This window comes from Pseudomonas sp. TE3786, from assembly GCF_054057335.1.
Map to the genome: position 1 here is coordinate 44,558 of NZ_JBSRZF010000019.1, position 19,859 is coordinate 64,416.

20 protein-coding genes are annotated in these 19,859 nt (G+C 61.9%); 8 read left to right on the plus strand and 12 right to left on the minus strand.

What is annotated here, in order from left to right; all coding sequences use genetic code 11:
• Positions 1 to 66 precede the first annotated feature (66 nt).
• Both ACVW0Y_RS19065 and rsd read left to right on the plus strand, forming a co-directional pair.
• The gene (locus ACVW0Y_RS19065) at positions 67 to 561 is read left to right on the plus strand and encodes a disulfide bond formation protein B (protein WP_457440463.1); all 495 of its coding nucleotides are present in this window, start codon (positions 67 to 69) and stop codon (positions 559 to 561) included.
• Positions 562 to 812: 251 nt separating this feature from the next.
• Positions 813 to 1,286 (plus strand): sigma D regulator, encoded by a 474-nt coding sequence (gene rsd, locus ACVW0Y_RS19070; protein ID WP_457440465.1) that lies wholly within the window; start codon positions 813 to 815, stop codon positions 1,284 to 1,286.
• A 21-nt stretch (positions 1,287 to 1,307) separates the two neighbouring features.
• Here rsd and ACVW0Y_RS19075 read toward each other — a convergent pair whose 3' ends face one another.
• Positions 1,308 to 1,964 carry an FKBP-type peptidyl-prolyl cis-trans isomerase gene (locus tag ACVW0Y_RS19075; RefSeq protein ID WP_457440466.1) on the minus strand — a complete coding sequence of 219 codons (657 nt, stop codon included), beginning with the start codon at positions 1,962 to 1,964 and terminating at the stop codon, positions 1,308 to 1,310.
• A 114-nt stretch (positions 1,965 to 2,078) separates the two neighbouring features.
• Between ACVW0Y_RS19075 and ACVW0Y_RS19080 the strand changes: the two genes are divergently transcribed.
• The gene (locus ACVW0Y_RS19080; protein ID WP_457440574.1) at positions 2,079 to 3,194 is read left to right on the plus strand and encodes an AlgP family protein; all 1,116 of its coding nucleotides are present in this window, start codon (positions 2,079 to 2,081) and stop codon (positions 3,192 to 3,194) included.
• Here the strand turns inward: ACVW0Y_RS19080 and ACVW0Y_RS19085 are convergent.
• Positions 3,191 to 3,640, minus strand: a complete 450-nt coding sequence (locus ACVW0Y_RS19085; RefSeq protein WP_457440468.1) for a TIGR02444 family protein — start codon at positions 3,638 to 3,640, stop codon at positions 3,191 to 3,193. The genes ACVW0Y_RS19080 and ACVW0Y_RS19085 overlap by 4 nt on opposite strands.
• A 50-nt stretch (positions 3,641 to 3,690) precedes the next feature.
• Between ACVW0Y_RS19085 and ACVW0Y_RS19090 the strand changes: the two genes are divergently transcribed.
• From ACVW0Y_RS19090 to ACVW0Y_RS19110, 5 genes are all read left to right on the plus strand, one after another.
• Positions 3,691 to 5,601 carry an ATP-binding cassette domain-containing protein gene (locus tag ACVW0Y_RS19090; RefSeq protein WP_457440470.1) on the plus strand — a complete coding sequence of 637 codons (1,911 nt, stop codon included), beginning with the start codon at positions 3,691 to 3,693 and terminating at the stop codon, positions 5,599 to 5,601.
• Positions 5,602 to 5,646: 45 nt separating this feature from the next.
• On the plus strand, positions 5,647 to 6,414 hold the full coding sequence (locus ACVW0Y_RS19095) for a TerC family protein (RefSeq protein ID WP_457440472.1): 768 nt from the start codon (positions 5,647 to 5,649) through the stop codon (positions 6,412 to 6,414).
• A gap of 98 nt (positions 6,415 to 6,512) precedes the next feature.
• On the plus strand, positions 6,513 to 7,145 hold the full coding sequence (gene rhtB / locus ACVW0Y_RS19100; RefSeq protein ID WP_457440474.1) for a homoserine/homoserine lactone efflux protein: 633 nt from the start codon (positions 6,513 to 6,515) through the stop codon (positions 7,143 to 7,145).
• A gap of 183 nt (positions 7,146 to 7,328) precedes the next feature.
• Entirely contained in the window at positions 7,329 to 9,254 is a 1,926-nt protein-coding gene (locus ACVW0Y_RS19105) for an FTR1 family protein (protein WP_457440476.1), read from the plus strand.
• Between the two features lie 77 nt (positions 9,255 to 9,331).
• On the plus strand, positions 9,332 to 9,793 hold the full coding sequence (locus ACVW0Y_RS19110) for a YaiI/YqxD family protein (protein WP_457440478.1): 462 nt from the start codon (positions 9,332 to 9,334) through the stop codon (positions 9,791 to 9,793).
• Here ACVW0Y_RS19110 and ACVW0Y_RS19115 read toward each other — a convergent pair.
• The 10 genes from ACVW0Y_RS19115 to ACVW0Y_RS19160 all read right to left on the minus strand — a co-directional run bounded on the left by ACVW0Y_RS19115 (position 9,778) and on the right by ACVW0Y_RS19160 (position 19,853).
• Positions 9,778 to 11,919, minus strand: a complete 2,142-nt coding sequence (locus tag ACVW0Y_RS19115) for a putative bifunctional diguanylate cyclase/phosphodiesterase (RefSeq protein WP_457440480.1) — start codon at positions 11,917 to 11,919, stop codon at positions 9,778 to 9,780. The genes ACVW0Y_RS19110 and ACVW0Y_RS19115 overlap by 16 nt on opposite strands.
• 148 nt (positions 11,920 to 12,067) lie before the next feature.
• Positions 12,068 to 12,538 (minus strand): thioesterase family protein, encoded by a 471-nt coding sequence (locus ACVW0Y_RS19120; protein ID WP_457440482.1) that lies wholly within the window; start codon positions 12,536 to 12,538, stop codon positions 12,068 to 12,070.
• 191 nt (positions 12,539 to 12,729) lie between these two features.
• The gene (locus tag ACVW0Y_RS19125) at positions 12,730 to 13,473 is read right to left on the minus strand and encodes a penicillin-binding protein activator LpoB (protein ID WP_457440484.1); all 744 of its coding nucleotides are present in this window, start codon (positions 13,471 to 13,473) and stop codon (positions 12,730 to 12,732) included.
• A gap of 3 nt (positions 13,474 to 13,476) precedes the next feature.
• A complete protein-coding gene (gene lpoB, locus ACVW0Y_RS19130) occupies positions 13,477 to 14,064 on the minus strand; it encodes a penicillin-binding protein activator LpoB (protein WP_457440486.1) in 588 nt (195 codons plus the stop codon).
• 35 nt (positions 14,065 to 14,099) lie between these two features.
• Positions 14,100 to 14,474, minus strand: coding sequence for a YcfL family protein (locus tag ACVW0Y_RS19135; protein ID WP_457440488.1), 375 nt, complete (start codon positions 14,472 to 14,474; stop codon positions 14,100 to 14,102).
• Between the two features lie 15 nt (positions 14,475 to 14,489).
• Entirely contained in the window at positions 14,490 to 15,884 is a 1,395-nt protein-coding gene (locus ACVW0Y_RS19140) for a COG3014 family protein (protein WP_457440490.1), read from the minus strand.
• A gap of 247 nt (positions 15,885 to 16,131) precedes the next feature.
• Complete coding sequence (locus tag ACVW0Y_RS19145) at positions 16,132 to 16,572, minus strand: type IV pilin protein (protein WP_457440492.1); 441 nt, start codon at positions 16,570 to 16,572, stop codon at positions 16,132 to 16,134.
• Positions 16,559 to 18,541: a pilus assembly protein gene (locus ACVW0Y_RS19150; RefSeq protein WP_457440494.1), complete on the minus strand. Its 1,983-nt coding sequence runs from the start codon at positions 18,539 to 18,541 to the stop codon at positions 16,559 to 16,561. The genes ACVW0Y_RS19145 and ACVW0Y_RS19150 overlap by 14 nt, the downstream gene beginning before the upstream one ends.
• Positions 18,538 to 19,080 carry a PilX N-terminal domain-containing pilus assembly protein gene (locus ACVW0Y_RS19155; RefSeq protein ID WP_457440496.1) on the minus strand — a complete coding sequence of 181 codons (543 nt, stop codon included), beginning with the start codon at positions 19,078 to 19,080 and terminating at the stop codon, positions 18,538 to 18,540. Before ACVW0Y_RS19155 ends, ACVW0Y_RS19150 begins: the two co-directional genes overlap by 4 nt.
• Positions 19,077 to 19,853, minus strand: coding sequence for a PilW family protein (locus ACVW0Y_RS19160; protein WP_457440498.1), 777 nt, complete (start codon positions 19,851 to 19,853; stop codon positions 19,077 to 19,079). The genes ACVW0Y_RS19155 and ACVW0Y_RS19160 overlap by 4 nt, the downstream gene beginning before the upstream one ends.
• Between the last annotated feature and the right edge of the window lie 6 nt (positions 19,854 to 19,859).

A 19,859-nucleotide genomic window follows, 5' to 3' on the forward strand; every position in this document is an offset into this window, starting at 1 on the left:
GCGGCTTGTAACGCCTAGGCGCTTTCCTCTAACGTACTGCCTCTTTTTGCCTCCTCCGGAGTTGTCATGTCGCTGGCCAGCCCGCGTTCGCTGTTCTTCCTCGCCTTCCTCGCTTGCGTTGCCATGATGGGGGGCGCTCTGTACCTCGAACATGTGGTTGGCCTGGAGCCTTGCCCGCTGTGCATCGTGCAACGGCTTTGCGTGATGGCCTTCGGTCTGGTGTGTTTGCTTGCCGCGTTGCACAACCCGGCCCGCGGTGGCCGTCGGGTGTATTCGCTGCTGGCGTTTTTGTCAGCGGGTGCGGGTGCCGCAGCGGCCTGCCGGCAGATCTGGTTGCAGAACACGCCGCCCGATCCGATGGCCTCCTGCATGCCGACCAACTTCGACTACATGCTCGAAGCGCTGCCCTTTCAACAGTTCGTGCAGTGGGTGCTCAAAGGCACCGCCGATTGTGCCGAAGTGTCCTGGACCCTGTTTGGTATGAGCCTGCCTGAATGGTGCCTGCTGGCCTTTATCGGCATGCTGATTTACTCCGCCTACCAATTCTTCCGCCGCGCCTGAGCCTTGCTCGTGCAGTGGCTCAGGCCGCTGCATCTCCCGCCTGGGCATCCGCTCAGGCCAAGCTGCATGCGGCATTCGGATCAAACGCTCGTATGAAACTTTCTCTCCCGGTGCCTTGTAGGCGTTGCCGGGCGGGCATAATCTGGCCAGCACAAAGCGTCGGTAAAATGCCGTTGTTAAGCGCCGAATGACAAAAAACCGTCTCGGAGCAGACGTATAACAGCATTACGATCAAGGGGAGTGAAGTCATCATGCTCGAGAGCTGTCAGAACGCCCAAGAACGCTGGGGTGGGGTTCATCTGTTAATCGACCGTTGGCTGCAAGAACGCCATGAGCTGGTGCGCAGTTTCGATGTGCTGCATGACGAAGGCACCTCGCCGACGAGCAACGAACAGGCTCTGCAGCGCTTCTGCGAAGTCTTGGTGGATTACGTTTCCGCCGGCCACTTCGAGGTCTACGAGCAACTCACCAATGAGGCCAAGGCGTTCGGCGACGAACGTGGTCTGGAGTTGGCCAAGCAGATCTATCCGCGCATCGAAGCCATCACTGAAGTGGCGCTGGCCTTCAATGATCGTTGCGACAAAGGTGACTGCAGCGATGCCGTGGCCGTGACCGCCGAACTGAAACGCCTGGGGCAGCTGCTCCACGAACGTTTCGAGTTGGAAGACTGCCTGATCGAAGTGCTGCACAACTCACATCAGCAGCAGACCGCTCCCGCGGTGTAATGCGCCAGCCGAGGCCTTCGCTCAGTCGGCGGCCTCGACCAGTTCCAGTTCAAATACCAGGGGTGAGTAGGGCGCGATCAAGTCGCCTGCCCCCTCGGCGCCATAGGCTTGTGCCGACGGAATCACCAGTCGCCATTTGCTCCCCACCGGCATTTCCTGCAAGGCAATTCGCCAACCGGTAATCACGCTATCGAGCTTGAACCAGGTGGGCGTTGCACTTTCATCGAACACACTGCCATCGGCAAAACGGCCGACGTATTTCACCCGCACCCGACCTGTGGCGCTGGGTTTCTTGCCTTGCCCACGCTGCAGCTCGCTGTACAGCACGCCGCCGGCCAACTCGTGCACACCGGCTTTGGCTTTTTCGTTGACCATAAAACGGGTCTCGGCCTGCACCGCTTTCTGATCATCCACCGGCGCGGCGGCGAGCTTGGCTTCATGGTCGGCGAGCAGTTGTTCCATGCGTTTGCCGTCGAGTTGTAAAGGCTCGCCGCGATACGATTGGCGCAGGCCATCGAGCAAGGCTTGCAGCTGCAGATCCGGCACTTCTTCACGCAGACGCTGACCCAGTTTCACTCCCAGGCTATAGGCCAGGTCGTGTTGGTTTTTGTCGGCTTGCGCGTCGGCATGAGCAAGGGGTGCGAGCAGAAAAAACAGCAGAAAAAGGCAACGCGACATGGGGGTTCTCCGAGCGACAAGTGCGGCGATTATGCCAGCCCTTGTCGCAGAACTGGCGAGTGGCGAAACACCCGGCTAGTATGGGCCGCACCAACGTTCGCCAGGAGGCGCGTCATGTCGGCCAATAAGAAATCGGTAACCACTCCATTGCATCTGCTGCAGCAGCTTTCCCAAAGCCTGCTGGATCATCTTGAAAGTGCTTGTTCCCAGGCTTTGGTCGACGCTGAAAAGCTGCTCGCCAAACTGGAAAAGCAACGTGGCAAAGCCCAGGAAAAACTCCATGACGCGCGCAGCTTGCTGCAAGCGGCAACCACTGCAGGCAAGAACAAAGCGCAGGCCAAAGCCAAGAAAGCCGTAGGCGAATTGGAAACCCTGCTCGACACCCTCAAAGCCAGCCAGGCCGAGACGCGTAACTACATCGTGCAACTCAAGCGCGACGCCCAGGAAAGCCTGAAATTGGCCCAGGGTGTTGGCAAGGTAAAAGAGTCGGTGGTCAAGGCTCTGAGCGCACGTAGCGCTGCACCAAAACCTGTTGCTGCCAAACCGGCCGCCAAGGCTGCCGCCGCAAAACCAGCTGCCAAACCGGCAGCAAAAGCTCCGGCCAAAGCCGCAGCCAAACCTGCGGCCAAAGCACCGGTGAAAGCCGCTGCCAAACCAGCAGCAAAAGCTGCAGCCAAGCCTGCTGCGAAAGCGCCGGCCAAGGTCGTCGCAAAACCGGCTGCTAAACCTGCAGCAAAAGCTCCGGTAAAAGTGGCTGCCAAACCTGCTGCCAAAGCACCAGCAAAAGTAGCCGCCAAACCAGTCGCAAAACCTGCCGCGAAAGCAGCTGCCAAGCCTGCGGCGAAACCAGCTGCTAAACCTGCAGCCGCTAAAGCACCGGCAAAAGTGGCGGCCAAACCCGCTGCCAAGCCAGCTGCAAAAGCACCGGTGAAAGCTGCTGCGAAACCAGCCGCCAAGGCTCCGGTAAAGGCCGCTAGCAAGCCTGCCGCTAAACCTGCAGTAAAAGCACCGGCCAAACCGGTTGCAGCGAAGCCAGCAGTTGCAGCCAAGCCTGCGGTCAAACCAGCGGCCAAGCCCGCCGCAAAACCTGCAGCTAAACCGGCTGTTGCCGCCAAGCCCGCAGCACCTGCCAAGCCAGCCGCACCTGCACCCGCGGCGGCACCTGCTGCGCCAGTCGCTGCAGCACCAGCCTCGGTCACCAATGGCAGCGGCGTACCTAGCGCTTCCTAAGTGTGAGTGATCGCGACGCGCAGCACCTGCAGCGCGTCGTGGTCATGCTGGGCCGCCACGGCGGTTAACCAGTCCCTCTCGGCTTCACCTTTCAGCCAGCTGTTCGCCACGTTCTGCAGGCGTTCCAGCAGCTGCCTTTCTGCTTCCATCTCCAACGCCTTGATCTGCTCGCGCAGTGCTTGCAGCGCTTTGTCGTGGGCGGCTGCTTCGCGCCATTGCTGACGCAACTGGCGCAGCGGAGCGATCACTTCGTGCTGCCAGGGCGCTGCCAGCTCGCTCAGTGCTGCAGCGCGCGCCGGTGTGCAGGCCACGCCGCGTTGTTGCAGCCAGGCTGCGCAGAGCAACAGGCAAACATCGGCACCCTGTTGCTGCAGGTGCAGGCACGCAGTTTCGACGCCCGGGCGGGCATACAGGGTCGTGGCGAAACTCCACAGGTCAGAGGGCATGGTGCTTTCCAGGCGATTTGCAAACGAAGCTGGTAGACTCCGCCGCCATTATGATTCGACTACAGAACCTCACTCTACAGCGTGGCCCGCAGCGTTTGTTGGAAGACGCCGAGCTGACGCTGCACGCCGGCCAGAAAGCCGGTCTGATCGGTGCCAATGGTGCCGGCAAATCCAGCCTGTTTGCTTTGCTGCGCGGTGAGCTGACGCCCGATTCCGGCGACTGCTTCCTGCCCGCAGACTGGCGTATCGCCCATATGCGCCAGGAAGTCGATGCCGTCGAGCGGGTCGCCGTGGATTATGTGCTGGATGGCGATCTGCGTCTGCGTCAGGTGCAACGCGATCTGGCTGCCGCCGAGGCTTCCCACGATGGTGCCGCTCAGGCCCGTTTGCACGCCGAGCTGGACTCCGCCGATGGCTACACCGCCGATGCCCGGGCGCGCAAATTGCTTGCCGGCCTGGGCTTTAGCAATGAACAGATGGACCGCCCGGTGGGCAGCTTTTCCGGTGGCTGGCGCATGCGCCTCAACCTGGCCCAGGCGCTGATGTGTCCGTCTGATCTGCTGCTGCTCGATGAGCCGACCAACCACTTGGATCTGGATGCCATTCTCTGGCTGGAAGACTGGCTGAAGAGTTACCCCGGCACCTTGCTGCTGATTTCCCACGACCGTGATTTTCTCGATGCCGTGGTCGACCATGTGGCCCACGTCGATCAACGCAAGCTCACGCTTTATCGTGGCGGCTACTCGGCGTTCGAGCGTGCCCGTGCCGAGCGTCTGGCCCAGCAGCAACAGGCCTACGAGAAACAACAGGCGCAGCGTGCGCACATGGAAAAGTACATCGCCCGCTTCAAGGCGCAGGCGACCAAGGCGCGGCAGGCACAAAGCCGGATCAAGGCGCTGGAGCGGATGGAAGAGTTGTCCGCCGCCCATGTCGATTCGCCGTTCGACTTCACCTTCCGCGAAGCCGACAAAATTTCCAGTCCGCTGCTGAACCTCTCGGATGGCAGCCTGGGCTACGGCGAAAAAGTGGTGTTGGAGAAGGTCAAGCTGGGCTTGGTGCCCGGCGCGCGGATCGGTTTGCTCGGGCCCAATGGCGCGGGTAAATCCACCCTGATCAAAACCCTGGTGGGCGAACTGCAGCCGATCTCGGGGCGTCTGGTGCGCGGGGAAAACCTGGTGGTGGGCTACTTCGCCCAGCATCAACTGGACTCCCTGGATAACCAAGCCAGCCCGCTGCTGCACTTCCAACGCCTGGCACCGACCGAGCGTGAGCAAACCTTGCGCGACTTCCTCGGCGGTTTCGACTTCCGTGGTCCGCGTTGCGATGAGCCGGTGCTGAATTTCTCCGGTGGCGAAAAGGCGCGCCTGGCCCTGGCCTTGATCGCCTGGGAAAAGCCCAACCTGTTGCTGCTCGACGAACCCACCAACCACCTCGATCTGGAAATGCGCCTGGCGCTGACCATGGCCCTGCAGGAATTCGAGGGCGCGGTGGTGGTGGTGTCCCACGATCGACATCTGCTCAAGAGCACCACCGACGAATTTCTGCTGGTAGCCGAAGGGCGTATCCAGGAGTTCGACGGCGATCTGGAAGACTATGCTCGATGGTTAGTCGACTACCGCGCGCGTCAGGCACCGGTCAGCAGCAGTACGCCAGCCGCCGACAAAACCGACAAGCGCGCCCAGCGCCAAGCGGCTGCCGCGTTGCGCCAGCAGTTGGCACCGCACAAGCGCGAAGCGGAAAAACTGGAAAAAGAATTGGGTCAGTTGCATGAAAAGCTGGCCAAGGTCGAAGAGCGGCTCGGTGATGCGGCGATTTATGAAACATCGCGTAAAGACGAATTGCGCGATCTTCTCGCCGAACAAGCGAAAATGAAGGTCCGCGAAGGCGAGCTGGAAGAGGCCTGGATGCTGGCCCTGGAACATCTGGAAAGCCTCGAGCAACAGCTGGCCCAGGTCGACTAAGGCAAAGAACCTCGCGGGTTCTACCTACCCTTTTGAGGCAACACTATGGAATGGCTAATGAGCCCGGAGATCTGGGTCGCGTTCTTGACCCTGACCGCTCTGGAAATCGTCCTTGGCATCGACAACATCATCTTTATCTCGATTCTGGTCAGCCGTCTGCCGGTCGAGCAACAACCCAAAGCGCGCTTCTTCGGCCTGGCCCTGGCCATGGGTACGCGGATTCTGCTGTTGCTGTCGATCACCTGGGTGATGCGCCTGACCACGGATCTGTTCACCGTGTTCGAGCAAGGCATCTCCGGGCGTGACCTGATCCTGTTCTTCGGTGGCCTGTTCCTGTTGTTCAAGAGTACCGCCGAGATCTACCACGGCCTGGAAGGCGCGGAAGAGGAAGCCAAAGCCGGCGGCAAGGTGTATGGCTTTATGGGGATCATCACGCAGATCGCCATTATCGACATCATCTTCTCCCTGGACTCGGTGATCACTGCCGTGGGCCTGGTGCAGCACGTTCCGGTGATGATTGCGGCCATCGTCATCTCGGTTGGCGTGATGATGCTGGCGGCCAGCACCATCAGCGAATACATCGACAAGCATCCATCGCTGAAGATGCTCGCGCTGTCGTTCCTGATCGTGGTCGGCACCGTGCTGATCGCCGAAGCCTTCGAAGTGCATGTGCCTAAAGGCTACGTCTATTTCGCCATGGCTTTCTCGCTGGCGGTGGAAGCCATCAATATCCGTATGCGCACTGCCCGGGCCCGGGCGGCGAACAAGGATGTCGAGCCGGTACACCTGCGCAAGAACAGCCCGGACGCCTAAGCGGCTTCTGTGCTCCTTATCTGTGTGGCGACTGTGCTAGTCAGTCGCCACACAGCGCGTTACCGTAAGCGCCCCCCTTCTTTCTGAGGTTCGCAGCCATGCTGCTGGAAACCTGGCTGGCGTTTTTCGTGGCCTGTTGGCTGATCAGTCTTTCCCCTGGTGCAGGCGCTATCGCCTCGATGTCGGCCGGCCTGCAATACGGCTTCTGGCGCGGCTACTGGAATGCCCTGGGCCTGCAACTGGGTCTGGCGTTGCAGATCGCCATTGTCGCCGCCGGTGTTGGCGCGATTCTCTCGGCCTCGGAGTTGGCCTTCAGCCTGATCAAATGGTTTGGCGTGTTCTACCTGGTTTTTCTGGGTATCAAACAATGGCGTGCGCTACCGAGCAATCTGGCTGACGAAGCAGCCGAGCGGCCCACGGGTCGTCCGTTGTCCCTGGTGCTGCGCGGCTTTCTGGTCAATGTCAGCAACCCCAAGGCGGTGGTGTTTATGCTGGCGGTGCTGCCGCAGTTTATCGACCCCAAGGCACCGCAATTGATGCAGTACCTGACCATGGGCGCGACCATGATCACTGTCGATTTGATTGTGATGGCGGGTTACACCGGGTTGGCATCGAAAGTACTGCGTCTGCTGCGTACCCCGCGTCAGCAACGGCTTATGAACCGCACTTTCGGCGCACTGTTCATTGGCGCTGCCGGTTTACTGGCCAGCGTCCGCCGAGCGGTGAGCTGATTTCGGCAAAGCTTGTAGTTTGCATTTAGGGGCGTGATCGACTCTGATCGCGCCGTTTTCATTTCAGTCTCTCTGGTTTTCTCTGCTGCGCCGAGCAATCGTCCGGAGAAAGCTTTGTTACAAGACTTGAGTGAGAACGTTAGGAAGGTAACAATGCCAGCCATTCTTATTTGGGATGGAATCATGTTTGCCTCTCCCCGCCTGTTGTTGTGCCTCCTTTCGTTGTTGTCCGTCTTTAGCCTCAACGCATTCGCTGACCCGGTGGAAGGAACCGCCCAGGCCATTCATTTGCTCGACTATATCGGTGCCGATTACGCCGATTCGGTAAATGCAGGCCAGGTGATCAATGGCGACAGCTACCAGAAACAACTCGATGCCCTGACTACCTTGCACGGCTTGATCGTGGCCCTGCCGGCACGGCCGCAGCGTGGCGAAATCGAACAAGGTATCGGTGCCCTGCACGACGCCATCGCCCAGCATCAGGACGTTGCCGCAGTCAGCCGCCAGGCCCGTCAGCTCAGCGCGCAAGTGGCGGCGGCCTATGAAGTCAGCCAGGCCCCAGTGATCACTCCCGACCCCACCCGCGGCGCGCCGATCTATGCGCAGCAATGTGCGGTATGCCATGGCGACGCCGGGTTGGGTGATGGCCCTGCCGGTATCGGCCTTGAGCCAGCACCGTCGAATCTGACCGATGCCAAGCGTCTGGGCCGCCTAAGCCTGTACGACCTGTACAGCACCACCACCCTGGGCATCGACGGCACCGATATGACTGCCTTCGCCGACCAGTTGGATGAGCGCCAGCGCTGGGACCTGGCCGTGTATATCGCCAGCTTTAGCGCCGCTGCGCCGGCAGCCACTCCCGCTGCTACCGATGGCACCAAGCCGAAGACCTTCGATCTGGCCGAGCTGGCCCGCCAGACCCCGGATGAAATCGCCGCCACTCAGGGTGAGCCCGCTGCTACGTTATTCCGCAGCCAGCGCGCCCAGCCGCCGGTGGTTCAGCGTGGTCCGCAGCAATTGCTCGATTACACCAGCGCCACCCTGGACAAGAGTCTGGCGGCCTACAGCAAGGGCGACCACGACCAGGCCTACGACCTGTCGGTAGCCGCCTATCTGGAAGGCTTCGAGCTGGTGGAAAGCTCCCTGGATAACGTTGATGCGCAAGTGCGCAAAGACACCGAAAAAGGCCTGATGGCCTACCGCCAATCGCTGCAGGACGGCCTGCCGTTGGCGCAAGCGGCGCAGAAGCTGGAGTTCGCTAAAAGCAAGCTGCAGGAGTCGGCCAAGCTGTTGGGCAGTGACGGCCTGAGCCAGTCGCTGAGCTTTGTTTCGGCGCTATTAATTCTGCTGCGCGAAGGCCTCGAGGCCATTCTGGTGCTGGCCGCGATTCTGGCCTTCCTGCGTAACACCGGGCAGCAGTCGGCCGAGCGCAGCGTGCATATCGGCTGGGGTCTGGCGATGCTGGCGGGGGTGTTCACCTGGGCTGCGGCTGCCTATCTGTTCGATGTCAGCGGCGCGCAACGGGAACTGCTGGAAGGCTGCACCGCCTTGTTCGCGGCCGTAATGGTGCTGTGGCTCGGGGTGTGGATGCACGACCGTCGGCATGCCGCCGCCTGGCAGGATTACATCAAGAGCAGCCTGGTGGGTGGCGGTGGCCGTTTCGGCTTCGCCGTGCTGGCGTTCTTCTCGGTGTACCGCGAGCTGTTCGAAGTGATCCTGTTCTACGAAACCCTGTGGCTGCAGGCCGGTCCGGCCGGGCATAGCGCCGTGTTGGGTGGTGCGCTCACTGCCTGTGTGCTGTTGGTTGGCCTGGCCTGGGTGATTCTGCGCGGTTCGGCACGCTTGCCGCTGGGCCTGTTCTTCGGCATCAACGCCGCGCTGCTGTGCGCCTTGTCGGTGGTGTTTGCCGGTCATGGGGTGAAGGCGTTGCAGGAAGCCGGGGTGTTTGGTACGCACCCGGTGCCGTTCATTGAGTTCGAATGGCTGGGCGTGCACGCCGACCTCTACTCGCTGTCGGCCCAGGCGCTTGCCCTGCTCGCCATCGCGCTGCTCTATGGCCGCAGCTTTGTCACCGCACGCCAACGTGAGCAGGCACCCAGCGCCAACTAAGCAAGGCTGCGGGAAAATGGGCGAGCAGTGTCACACTGCTCGCCCGTTTTGTTTTTAACGCTCGAAGGAGTGCGCCCATGCGCGTGTGGATCGATGCCGACGCTTGCCCCAAGGCGGCCAAGGATCAGGTGGTGAAGTTCGCCTTGAAGCGTCAGTTCGAGGTGCTGCTGGTTGCCGGGCAAAGCCAGACCAAACCGGCCTTCGCCTGTGTGCGTCTGATCGTGGTACCCAGCGGCCCGGATGCTGCCGACGATTATCTGGTGGAGCATGCCGTGCCGGGCGAGCTGGTGATTTGCAGCGATGTGCCGCTGGCCGATCGCCTGGTGAAAAAGGGCGTGGCGGCGCTGGACCCCAGAGGCCGAGAGTTCGATGCCGGCAATATGGGCGAGCGCCTGGCGGTGCGGAACCTGTTCACCGACCTGCGTGAGCAAGGCCAGGTCGGCGGCGGCCAGGGGCCTTACAGCGATAAAGACAAACAGGCATTCGCCAATAGCCTGGACCGTATTCTGACCCGCCTGGCCCGTCAGGCCGTGAGCTGAGGCGAGGTTTCGGCCGGGGTCAGCCAGGCCAGCAGAGCCTCCAGCGCCAGTGGGCGGCTGAACAGGAAACCCTGAATCAGATCGCAGTCATTGGCGCGCAGAAATTCCAGCTGCTCGGTCGTCTCCACGCCCTCGGCCACCACCTTCAATTGCAGCTTGTGGGCCATGGCGATGATTGCCGAGGTGATCGCCATGTCGTTGGGCTCGGCTGGAATGTCGCGGATAAACGAGCGGTCGACCTTTAGGCTGTTGACCGGCAACCTGCGCAGGTAGGCCAGGGATGAATAGCCGCTGCCAAAGTCGTCGATGGAAATCTTCACCCCCAAGCGGCGGATCTCTTCGAGAATCTCTACCGCCGTGTTGAGGTTGTTCATCAGCGCGTTCTCGGTGACTTCCATCACCAGACCGGCGGAGTCCAGGCCGGTCCGCAGCAGAATCTGTTCGATGGCCGCCGGCAGGGCGCGGTTGGACAGGTTCAGCGCCGAGCAGTTGAACGCCACCCGCAGCTCGGGGAAGCCGGCTTTGCGCAGGGTCATAAGATCCCGGCAGGCACGCTCGGCCACCCACAGGTCCAGCTCGACGATAAAACCATGCTGCTCGGCCAGCGGGGCGAACACCTCGGGGCTTACCGCGCCACGCTGCGGGTGATTCCAGCGGGCCAAGGCTTCCAGGCTGATGACCTGGCCGGTCTCACTGGAAACGATGGGCTGGTAATGCACATGCAGCCCTTCTTCATTGAGGGCACGACGCAGGTCCTGCTCCAGGGTCAGGTCCATATGCGCACGGCGTTCCAGGTCCGGGCTGAAGCGCAGGCTGCGGTTGCGCCCGTTCTGCTTGCAGTAGCCCATGGCCAGACCGGCGTGTTTGAACAGGGCGTCGTAGTCGGCGCTGTCCTGGGGATACAGGCTGACGCCGATGCTGGCGGTCTGGGTCAATTGCCCGCAGGACAGGCTGAACGGGCTCTGCAGTTGGTCGACAATGCGGCTGGCCAGCTGCTCGGCCTGGTAGCCGTGTTCCACTTTGGCCAGCACGCAGAACTCATCCCCGGAGAACCGCGCCAGTACATCGTCGCCACCCAGGGCGGAGCGGATGCGCTGCGCCACCAACTGCAGCAGGTGGTCGCCGCTGGCGTGGCCGAGGCTGTCGTTGATGCGCTTGAAGTTGTCCAGGTCGATAAACAGCAGCGCCCAGCGTTGTGCTGGTTCCACGGTGCTGAGGGCGCGAATGGCCAGTTGGGTGAAGGCGCGACCATTGAACAGGTTGGTCAACGGGTCGTATTGGGTGATCACGTTCAACTGCTGGGCGACTCGGCGCAATTTGGCGTGTTGTTCGCGCAGGCGTTGATCGGCCCAGCTGGCACCAATGCCGGCGACAATTATGAGCAGCGCAATCAAGCCGATGGAGATCGCCAGGACACTTTGCTCGCCGGTTTCTGCCACCGGCCGCAACACTTGGGCGTAGATATCGGTAGGCACCGCCAGAGTCATCGCCGCCATACCGGTGAAGTGCATCGAGGCAATCGCCCCGCCCATCACCAGGCTGGCCAGAATTCGCAACCAATGGGCGCGCTCGCCGGTCTTGCCGCGGAAATAGAACGCCAGAACCACGGCCGCCAGGGAGGCGCCGATGGCAATCAGCACGGACACGGCGAATAGCAGCGGGTCGTAGTACAGGCTGGCCGCAGACTCGATGGCGGCCATACCGCTGTAGTGCATGGTGGCGATGCCCACACCGGCGGTGATGGCGGCCGCCAGGTACTGCCAGGCCACCAGACGACGGCGACTGATTACCCACATCACCGCATAGGAGACGGCGATGGCGATCAGCAGGGAAAGCAGGGTGATATGGAAGTCGTAGCCAATACTCAGCGGGGCGCTGAACGACAGCATGGCAATAAAGTGCATCGACCAGATGCCGCCGCCCAGGGCAAAAGCCCCGACCCAGCGCCACAGTTCGCGGGCCCCGGCGCTCTGGCTGCTGCTGACCCGATTGGCCATCGCCAGCGCCGTGAATCCGGCGGCACTGGCCACCAGGTAGGCGAGAAACACCAGGCTCGGGTCATGCCGGCAACCAAGGATCACCGTCTGGTTCGCTGGCATGTCAGCAATGAAGTGCAGCAGTGACATCACGAACTCCAGCCCAAAAGGTTGCGCGCTAAGGCTCACAGTGATGGCGCATTGCCATTTTCGGCCATCTTAAAGGGCGTCGCCGGTGAAGGCTACGCTTTTGCTCGCCGGGCCTGGAAACCCGAGCTTGAGCCTTGGCCGTACTCCATTAGCCGCAAAGATAGGTACCGGTGCCCACCGCTACCAGGGTGCCGTCATCGGCGTGCAGTTCCGAGCGTACCACCGCTACTTTGTTGCCGGAGCGCAGCAACACCGCCTTGGCGACGAAATGTTGGCCGCGGCCGGGGCGCAGATAATCCACCCGCAAGTCGATGGTGCCCAGTTTCGATAGTCGGGCCATGCGCTCGCCGCTGCTCAGGTGTTGATGCCGCTCGAAGGCACCAATCAGTGCCATGGCCCCGCCGGTAACGTCCAGCAGCGCGGAGATCACCCCACCATGCAGAATGCCATGCACGAAGTTGCCCACCAGCGCCGGCTGCATCGGCAGCGACATCAGCACGTGATCGGTGGACAGCTCATCGATGCGGATGCCAAGCATCTGGTTGAACGGAATGCGTTCGAAGAAGCCTTGTACCGCCTGCTTCAGCTCTGCGGTGAGTTCGAAGGTAGGTTCGGACATAGGGTTCTGTGCTCCATGGGTAGAGGGCTAGCCTGCCGCAAAGGCAGCTGAGGGCGCCAGACCTCTAGCGGTTTTGCCGGAGAGTTCGGCGGGCATGGCCGCAATGCGCAGGCGTCGGGCATAAAAAAGGCGACCCATCAGGGTCGCCTTGGTCACGCGTCACTATTTAGTGCCACGAGGCCGCAAGACACTCAGCGCAAAATCTGCGGCGCGGTATCCGGCGGCAGGTTATTGCGCTGCTGCGCCTGACCAGGTTGCGGGTAGCCGCCACCGCCGAGCTGCTGGCTCAGTTGCTTGGCGACGTCTTCGCCCAGCGCCTTGGCTACGTCACGCACCACCCGTGGACGGTTCAGCGACACCTTGATATCGCGGCCGTTCACCAGCTTGGTGTCCTGGCCTTCGCCCATCGCGGTAAAGGCCGAGGTGATTTCCAGGGTCTTGGTGTTGATCAGGCTGAAGTTCGCCACCAGGGTCAGGCCGAGAATCGCCGAATAGCTGTCGGTGTTGGCCAGCTCGTTGACGTCACGGGTGAAGTCGATATCGGACACGCTGCCGAACAGCACGTAGTCGGCACCTTTGAAGTTGCCGGCTTTGATCCGCTTGATCACATCGTAGACGTCACCCTTGGACGAGGCGGTATAGGGCGTGCCTTGTACCAGTTGGAACATGCCGGTGCGGAGGATTTCACCCTTGATATCGCCGGTGAAATTGCGCAGTTCGGTCTGCTCGATATAGCCGGTGGACGCTTCCAGTTCGTTGTAGCTCGCGGCACCGCTGGCGCTGTAATACCCCTCGCGGTAGGCGCTCTGGGCCGAAACGATGTGGATGTACTGCTCCACACGCTCCTGATAGGCCAGATCGGTGACCGCGACCTTTGGCGCTGCTGGCGCGCTGAATGCGCAAGCCAGGGCCATCATGCCAATCCATACGCGCATTGCTCAACGCTCCGTGGTTTTGCGGATTTCTTTTTCGTCCATCCACTCGGCCAGGCCGCTTTCAACATCGACCAGTTGCAGGCTGAATTTGTAGAAGACGTCCTTGTAGTCGCTGCTGCGCTTGACGATCGAGCTGATCGAGCCTTCCAGACGGTATTTGGCGGCGATCATATTGCCGGTCTTGGCCACTGTACTTTGCTTGTACATGCCGCTCTGGTTCTGCAGCTTGAGCTGGTCGACCTGGCTCTGCATTTCGGTGTTGTCGCTGGCGAAACGGGCGGTGCCGGTCTTCATCAGCTGGGTCTTGATGCTGGTGGTGATCTCGCGGGTATCGATGTACTCGCTGGTCTTGTTCTTCACGTCGTACACCTGCACCACCGGGCGGCCTTGCAGCACGCCGGACTGGGCCAGGGAACGGGTCATGGTTTCGGCGATCATCTGCAAATCGGTGGAGCCGAACTCGTTGGTGACGGTTTCAACCGCTTTGGTGTCGCCGTAGCTGATGTTCTTGCTACCCAGGGTTGGCGAGGTGTTGGCGCAACCGCCGGCCAGCAGGACAACAGCGGCAATCAAGGAAAAACGTACAAACATGGCAAGGCTCTCGAAAACGGCAATAGGGGTGGGGCTTAAGGCGTTTTGATTTCCAGACGGAAATCCACGGCTTGTGGAGTCGGGGCGATGGCTTGAATAAAGCTGACCTGTTCGCCGTACATCAGCTGGCGTTTCCACACTTCTTCGCCGCCCACCGGGAAGCCTTCGGCACCGATCCAGGCAAAGCGGTAGTAGAAGGTCTGGTTGCTGTAGCTGGTGTTGCTCAGCTGCACATTGACGGTCTTGAAGCCGTTTTCACGGGCGACCCGCATGGAGCCGACCACGATGTTTTTCAGTTTGCCCATGGCCACCACCTTGCTCGCGGACGAGCCGGCTTCCGGTGGCGGTGGGGTGGCACAGCCGCTGGCCAACAAGGCGAGAGCGGCGACGGCGATGAGTTTGAAGCGCATGCAAAGACTCCGTACTTACGGTTGTGTGATGCTGGCCACGGTGGTCAGGCTGCTGCCCGACTGCACCTGGGCGACGGTGCCGGCGGCAAATACCTGATTGCCCACCGCGCGCAGGCTGAACACCTGATAGCGCTGATCGACATTGATCTTCACCAGCGCGCCGCCGACGCTGCTGGGCAGCGACACCTGGTGTTGACCTTTCTTCAGGCGCAGACGCACCACCTGGGTGTTGTCCGGCAGGGTGCGCCAGGTGCGGGTGTCGGCACCTTCGAGCACCACCGAGCCGATACCGACGGCCAGGCCCACCAGTGGGTTGGCATCGTTGATCTGTTTCTGTGCCACGCCTTTGGTAATGGCGCGCACGGTGGTGCGCAGGATGATCCCTGGCATGTCATCTCGCAGCGCGCGACGGGACATGGCAGTAGTGCTGTTGAGGGCGGTGAGGTCCTGTTGCTGACCATCCACGCCGATCTGGCTAAAGGCGGCGGTGGAGGTGTCCGCTTTGATCACCGGGAACGACAGCGGGGTGATCACCAGGTTGTTGGAGATCGGTAGTGGCAACGGAATACGGATCGAGTCGCGGGCCGGTGCCAGGCCGCTTTGCACTACGATCAGCACGTCGCTGTCATCGCCGGCAGCCGGCTTGTCGAGGTTGCTCAGCGCCTGCTCCAGCAGGGGGGTGTTCGGGCGCAGCTCGGCGGCGGTGCGGTAACCTGGCGCGGCCAGGTCTTTTTCACCCAGGGCTTCGTAGACGAAGCCGGCCAGGTAATGGCTGAAGGCACTCTGGTAGCTGTTTTTCAGGCCCACCACTTCCGGCGCATCGAGGCTGGCGACCGGGTAGCCCTGCAGATCTTTGTACTGGGTCTTGACCCCTTGCTTCTCGGCTTCTTCCTCGCTCTTGAGGTATTCCTTGTCACGCAGCTCGGCAATCACCGCTTCGCGTTCGTGGGTCTTCTTGATTGCGGTACGCGCACCGTCGAAGTCGTTGATCACCAGCTGGTTAAGCGCCATCTGGGTGGTCAGCATGACTTTTTCGTAGTCGTAGCCTTCGTAGCGCCGCACCTTGTCGTTGACCAGGAAGCTACCGAACTGGGCCAGGTACTTGTCGGTGTCGAGCTTCACCGAATCTTCCCAGTGTCCCACCACCTGATCGGCCTGACCCCAGGCGTTCTGGCTGCCGCTGAGGTCGCCCTTGGCGCGCAGCAGCTCGCCTTTCTCGAAGTAATAGAGCAGGTCTTTGTCTTCGCCGCTGTTGTTCTTTTCCAGCAGGGTCAGCGCGGCATCGACGTTGCCGGTAGCCAGTTGCTGGTTGGTCTGGGCCAGTTCGGAATCGTAGTTGCGAAACGCGGAGCAGCCGGACAGAAGGGTGATAGCGCTGAGCGCGAGCAACGAGGGGGTACGGAATAGCATTGGAGCGACTTCTTCCCTGAAAAATACAGCCGCTGGCGCTGGGCGGACTGGCGTGACCCATTGACAGTAGGGCTGGCTTCCTGCCAATTCCTCATAAGCAGAGGAGCTTAAATACCGAATCGCTATAGCGAAGGCGCGGCATTATAGGCGGGCAATGATGGCCATGTAACAGCTTTTTAATTGCACTGTGATTTGGGTGCCATCATTGGATGCTAGGGACGTGGTGCAAGGGCTGGGCGGTGTCCGGCTATTTCCAGCACTCGTTGGGGCTGCCGTTGCCGGTGATGCCAGTGGTGCCGGTGCCGTCGAGCATCAGGCTGGCACAACGGCTATCGGCGCGTTGCGCGCCCAGGGGTTCGGCCATCAGCAGATAGCCGCCATCGCCGTCACCCACCGTCAGCCGATACAGCCCGTTGGCACTCTGTACCTCGCTGCCCTGGGTATGGGGCAACTGCAGATCGGCGATGGCCGGTTGGGTGGTGATAAAGCGCTGGTGCTGAGCGTGATAACGGGCCTGACGTGCGGCGGCATCGACCAGCATGGCCTGCGCCTCGCTGCGATTGGCGCGCAGGACGAATTGCCGGTACTGCGGCGCGGCGATGGCATACAGCAGCCCAGCGATCAGCAACACCACCAGTAATTCCAACAGACTGAAACCGCGCCGACGGCGATGTTCAAGGCAGGGCATCGGTGACCACCCTCCAGCTTTGCCGGCCATTGGCACGCGGGCCGATGGCCAGCGGCGAGCAGCTGGCAGCATCCAATAGGCACGGCATGCCATCCGTCGCCGTGGGTACGATCAGCAGCTCTGCACCTGCCGACAGGAACGACGGTGGTAGCCCGGCGACAGTGTCCTGCTCATCGACGCGGCCGTCGCCATTCAGGTCGAACACCGGGAACAGCGGGCGTCCGCCCAGCGTCGGATCGAGCACATACAGGCGTCGCTCGCGATCCGCCTGACAGGGTTCCAGACTCGGCCTGCGGGTGCGCAGAAACAGCAACTCGCCCAAGGGCTGCGCGGGTTCCTGCTGGCGCTCGGCCGCGGCATCCGCAGTTGCGGGCTGCAGCTCGAGGTACCAGCCGGATTTGCTATCCCAGTCGATGGGCTGGCGAGTGAGGCTGTAGGGTTCCTGTTCTTCGCCGCCCGTGGGCAGCTGCAGGTGCTGTTCTTGCAGCGTATCGGCGCTGACCGTGGCCGTTGTCTGGGTGTTCTGACCCTGGGTGTAACGGTCCCAGATGCCGTACAGGCTTTGCCGGGCGTGACTGCCAGGGGCATCCGGGCGGTCGTTTCGTCCGCTGCCGAGGATAACCAGGTAACCCTTTTCCGTGGGATGGCCAACGATTGCCGGGGCGAGGCTGATGGGTTGCCCGGGCACTGTGCTGAACAACGGCCTGCCGCCGAAGGACAGGCGAAACTGCGCAGCAGTGGCCGGCGTTTCAGGCGCACTCTTGTTCAGGTTGCCTTGGTTCACCGGGTACAGATCGAAGCGCCACAAATTGCCCAGGTCGTCGCCGGCATAGGCATAGTCGGCGTTGCCATCGGCATTGCTGTCGGCCACCAGCGGCATGGCCAGCCCGGGAGTGGGTTGTGGGGTTTGCAGGCGTTTGATCAGGGCACCGGTATGGATATCCACCAGCAGCAAGGCGGCGCTGTTGTTCTCTACCGCGCTGCCATTACCCAGCACCGCTGCCCATTGGCCGCTGTGCAAGCGGGCGATGGTGGGTGGGCCGAGCAGATGGCCGAGGTCGTGCTCCGGGCTGCTGGACAGTTCCCATAACAAGTGGACCTGGTCCGGGTCGCTGACCTCCAGGGCCATCAGCCCCGGAGCACCCGCGCCGAACGTCACCAGCAGCACCGTATGCCAGGCCTGGTCGTAATAGACGTCTTGCGCCAGCAGTGGGCCGTCGACGAAAAAGCGATGGGAGCTGCCGCCCGCGCGGCCGTAATCCGGCGCGGTCAGCGCCGACAGAGCGGCGATCATTGCCGTGGGAATGATCGCCAGACGCTCTTCACCGCTGGCGGCGTCGAAGCCATGCAGCATGCCGTCGTTGCTGCCCACATACACCTGCGTGCGACGGGGCTTGGCCTGGAAAGCGGCATAGGCACCCGGCGGGCCGTCATAGTGTTCCATCACGGTGGCACGACGATTGGGCGCAGCCACCACCCATGCGCTGCTGTGGACGATATCACCGAGCGGCGGTAAGCCTTGGCGCAAGCTAGCGCAGCCCTCCAGCTGGCTGCAGCTTTCACCACGTAGCAGACTGACCCGCGCTGGGCCATAGCCATCGATTACCCCGCTGGCCGTGCTGTTAAGTGCTGCCTGTAGCTGCGGGCTGAGGTTTGCCCAAGTGAAATCCGTGAGATCACTGCTGGGGGCGGTAGCAGGAGTTTGTATGCGCCGCGGGTTGGCCATCTGCTCACTGGCGCGCCACAGCACGCTGGCCTCGCCAGTGGCCGACAGCTGCTCCTTGCTCAATTCGCCGGTCCAGCCGTCGACGGCAAAGCCGGTGCGATAGCGCACGCCGGGTGCTTCACCGGCCACCGTTTGCGCCGGGCTGTTCTGCGCAGTGGGGCTGCAGGACGGCAGCTCACTGTCAGCGAACACCGCGCTGCCCAGCAGTATCAGAGCCAGCCCCCACAGCAGACGGCCGCTCATGGTTGCTGCTCGATAAAGGTTCGCGCTACGACCGAGCGCAGGCATACCACGCCGGCGGCGCAGTTGCTGTTGAGATTGGAAGGTGCGAGCGCGGGGAAAAAGGCCTGACTGCTAACCTCGTAGTAATAGCTGCCGGTGGCCTTGGCGGCTTCGCCGTAACGGGCGTTGCGCGGTTGCGCGGGGGTGGAGGGGATCAGGCGGATATACCAGCGCACGCTGGCGTTCATGCCGCCGCGGTCTTCGCCGCTGAAGTAGGGCGTAGCCTGGGCAAAGTCCAGCATGTTGTTGCTGGCCAGCCCTTGCACGCAGGGCGGTGCGCCGCAGGCGGGCAGTGGTTCGCGGGCCCGGGCGATGCGCCGCTCGGCATCGCGCAGACCGGCCTCGGCCGCATTGAACAGATGGTGTTGTTGCAGATCCCGAGTCATCACCTGGGTTTCCAGGGCGCTGTCACGCACGCTGGAAACCGCCAGTGCGGTGAGTACCAGCAGCAGAATCAAGGTCACCAGCAGCACGCTGCCCCGTTGCTCTGCGCACTTCATGGCAGCAGGTTCCGCAAGGTGGTGGTGCCTTTGACCACCTGGTACAGCCGGTCCGGCTTGGGCTGCGCTGAGGTGGTGCCGTACCAGTAGGTCCAGGCAATGGAGGTGGCGGAGACGGCCCGCGGCGCGACCGGAGCACTCAATAGCGCGGCATAGCGCACGCTGCGGATGTACTCGCCGTTGGCGGGCGAGGCGGTGTAGCGGTTGACCTGGCGCGAGTCGGCCAGACCCACGCCGAAATCAAAGCGCAGATCGGCAATGCCTTCAGTGAGACTGGCGGCACCATCCTTGCTGCTGCACAGCAGTTGCTGGCTGGCATTGAGCATGAACTTTTCCACATAGGCTTCGGCGGCCTCGGCATAGGGTTGCGCCAGGGCGGCGGTGTTGGCGGCGCGGCCGTTGCCCAGGCAATCCGCCTCCAGGCGATCACTGGGTTGGTAACGGATACACAGCGCTTTGGCATTCAGCGGTTTGATCACCTGGCCAGCCGTAAAGGCGCAGCCGGCCACCCCGGATTGCGCTTCGCTGAGTGCGGGAAAAGCGGCTTCCAACGGCTGATCGGGGCGGCGCTTGAAGCCGGCTCTGGCCAGTTGCTGGTCCAGCCAGTTGAGGGTGAAGCGAGCATTGCTCTGGTTGTCGGCCTGGGCGCGCTGGAACAGGTAGCCCAGTTGCTGATCGATGGCGATCTGCGCCACCGTCACGGCCAGAAAAGCACCAATCACCAGGGCCACCAACAGCTCCACCAGAGACAGTCCGTGCTGAGTTTTTTTCATCGCTGG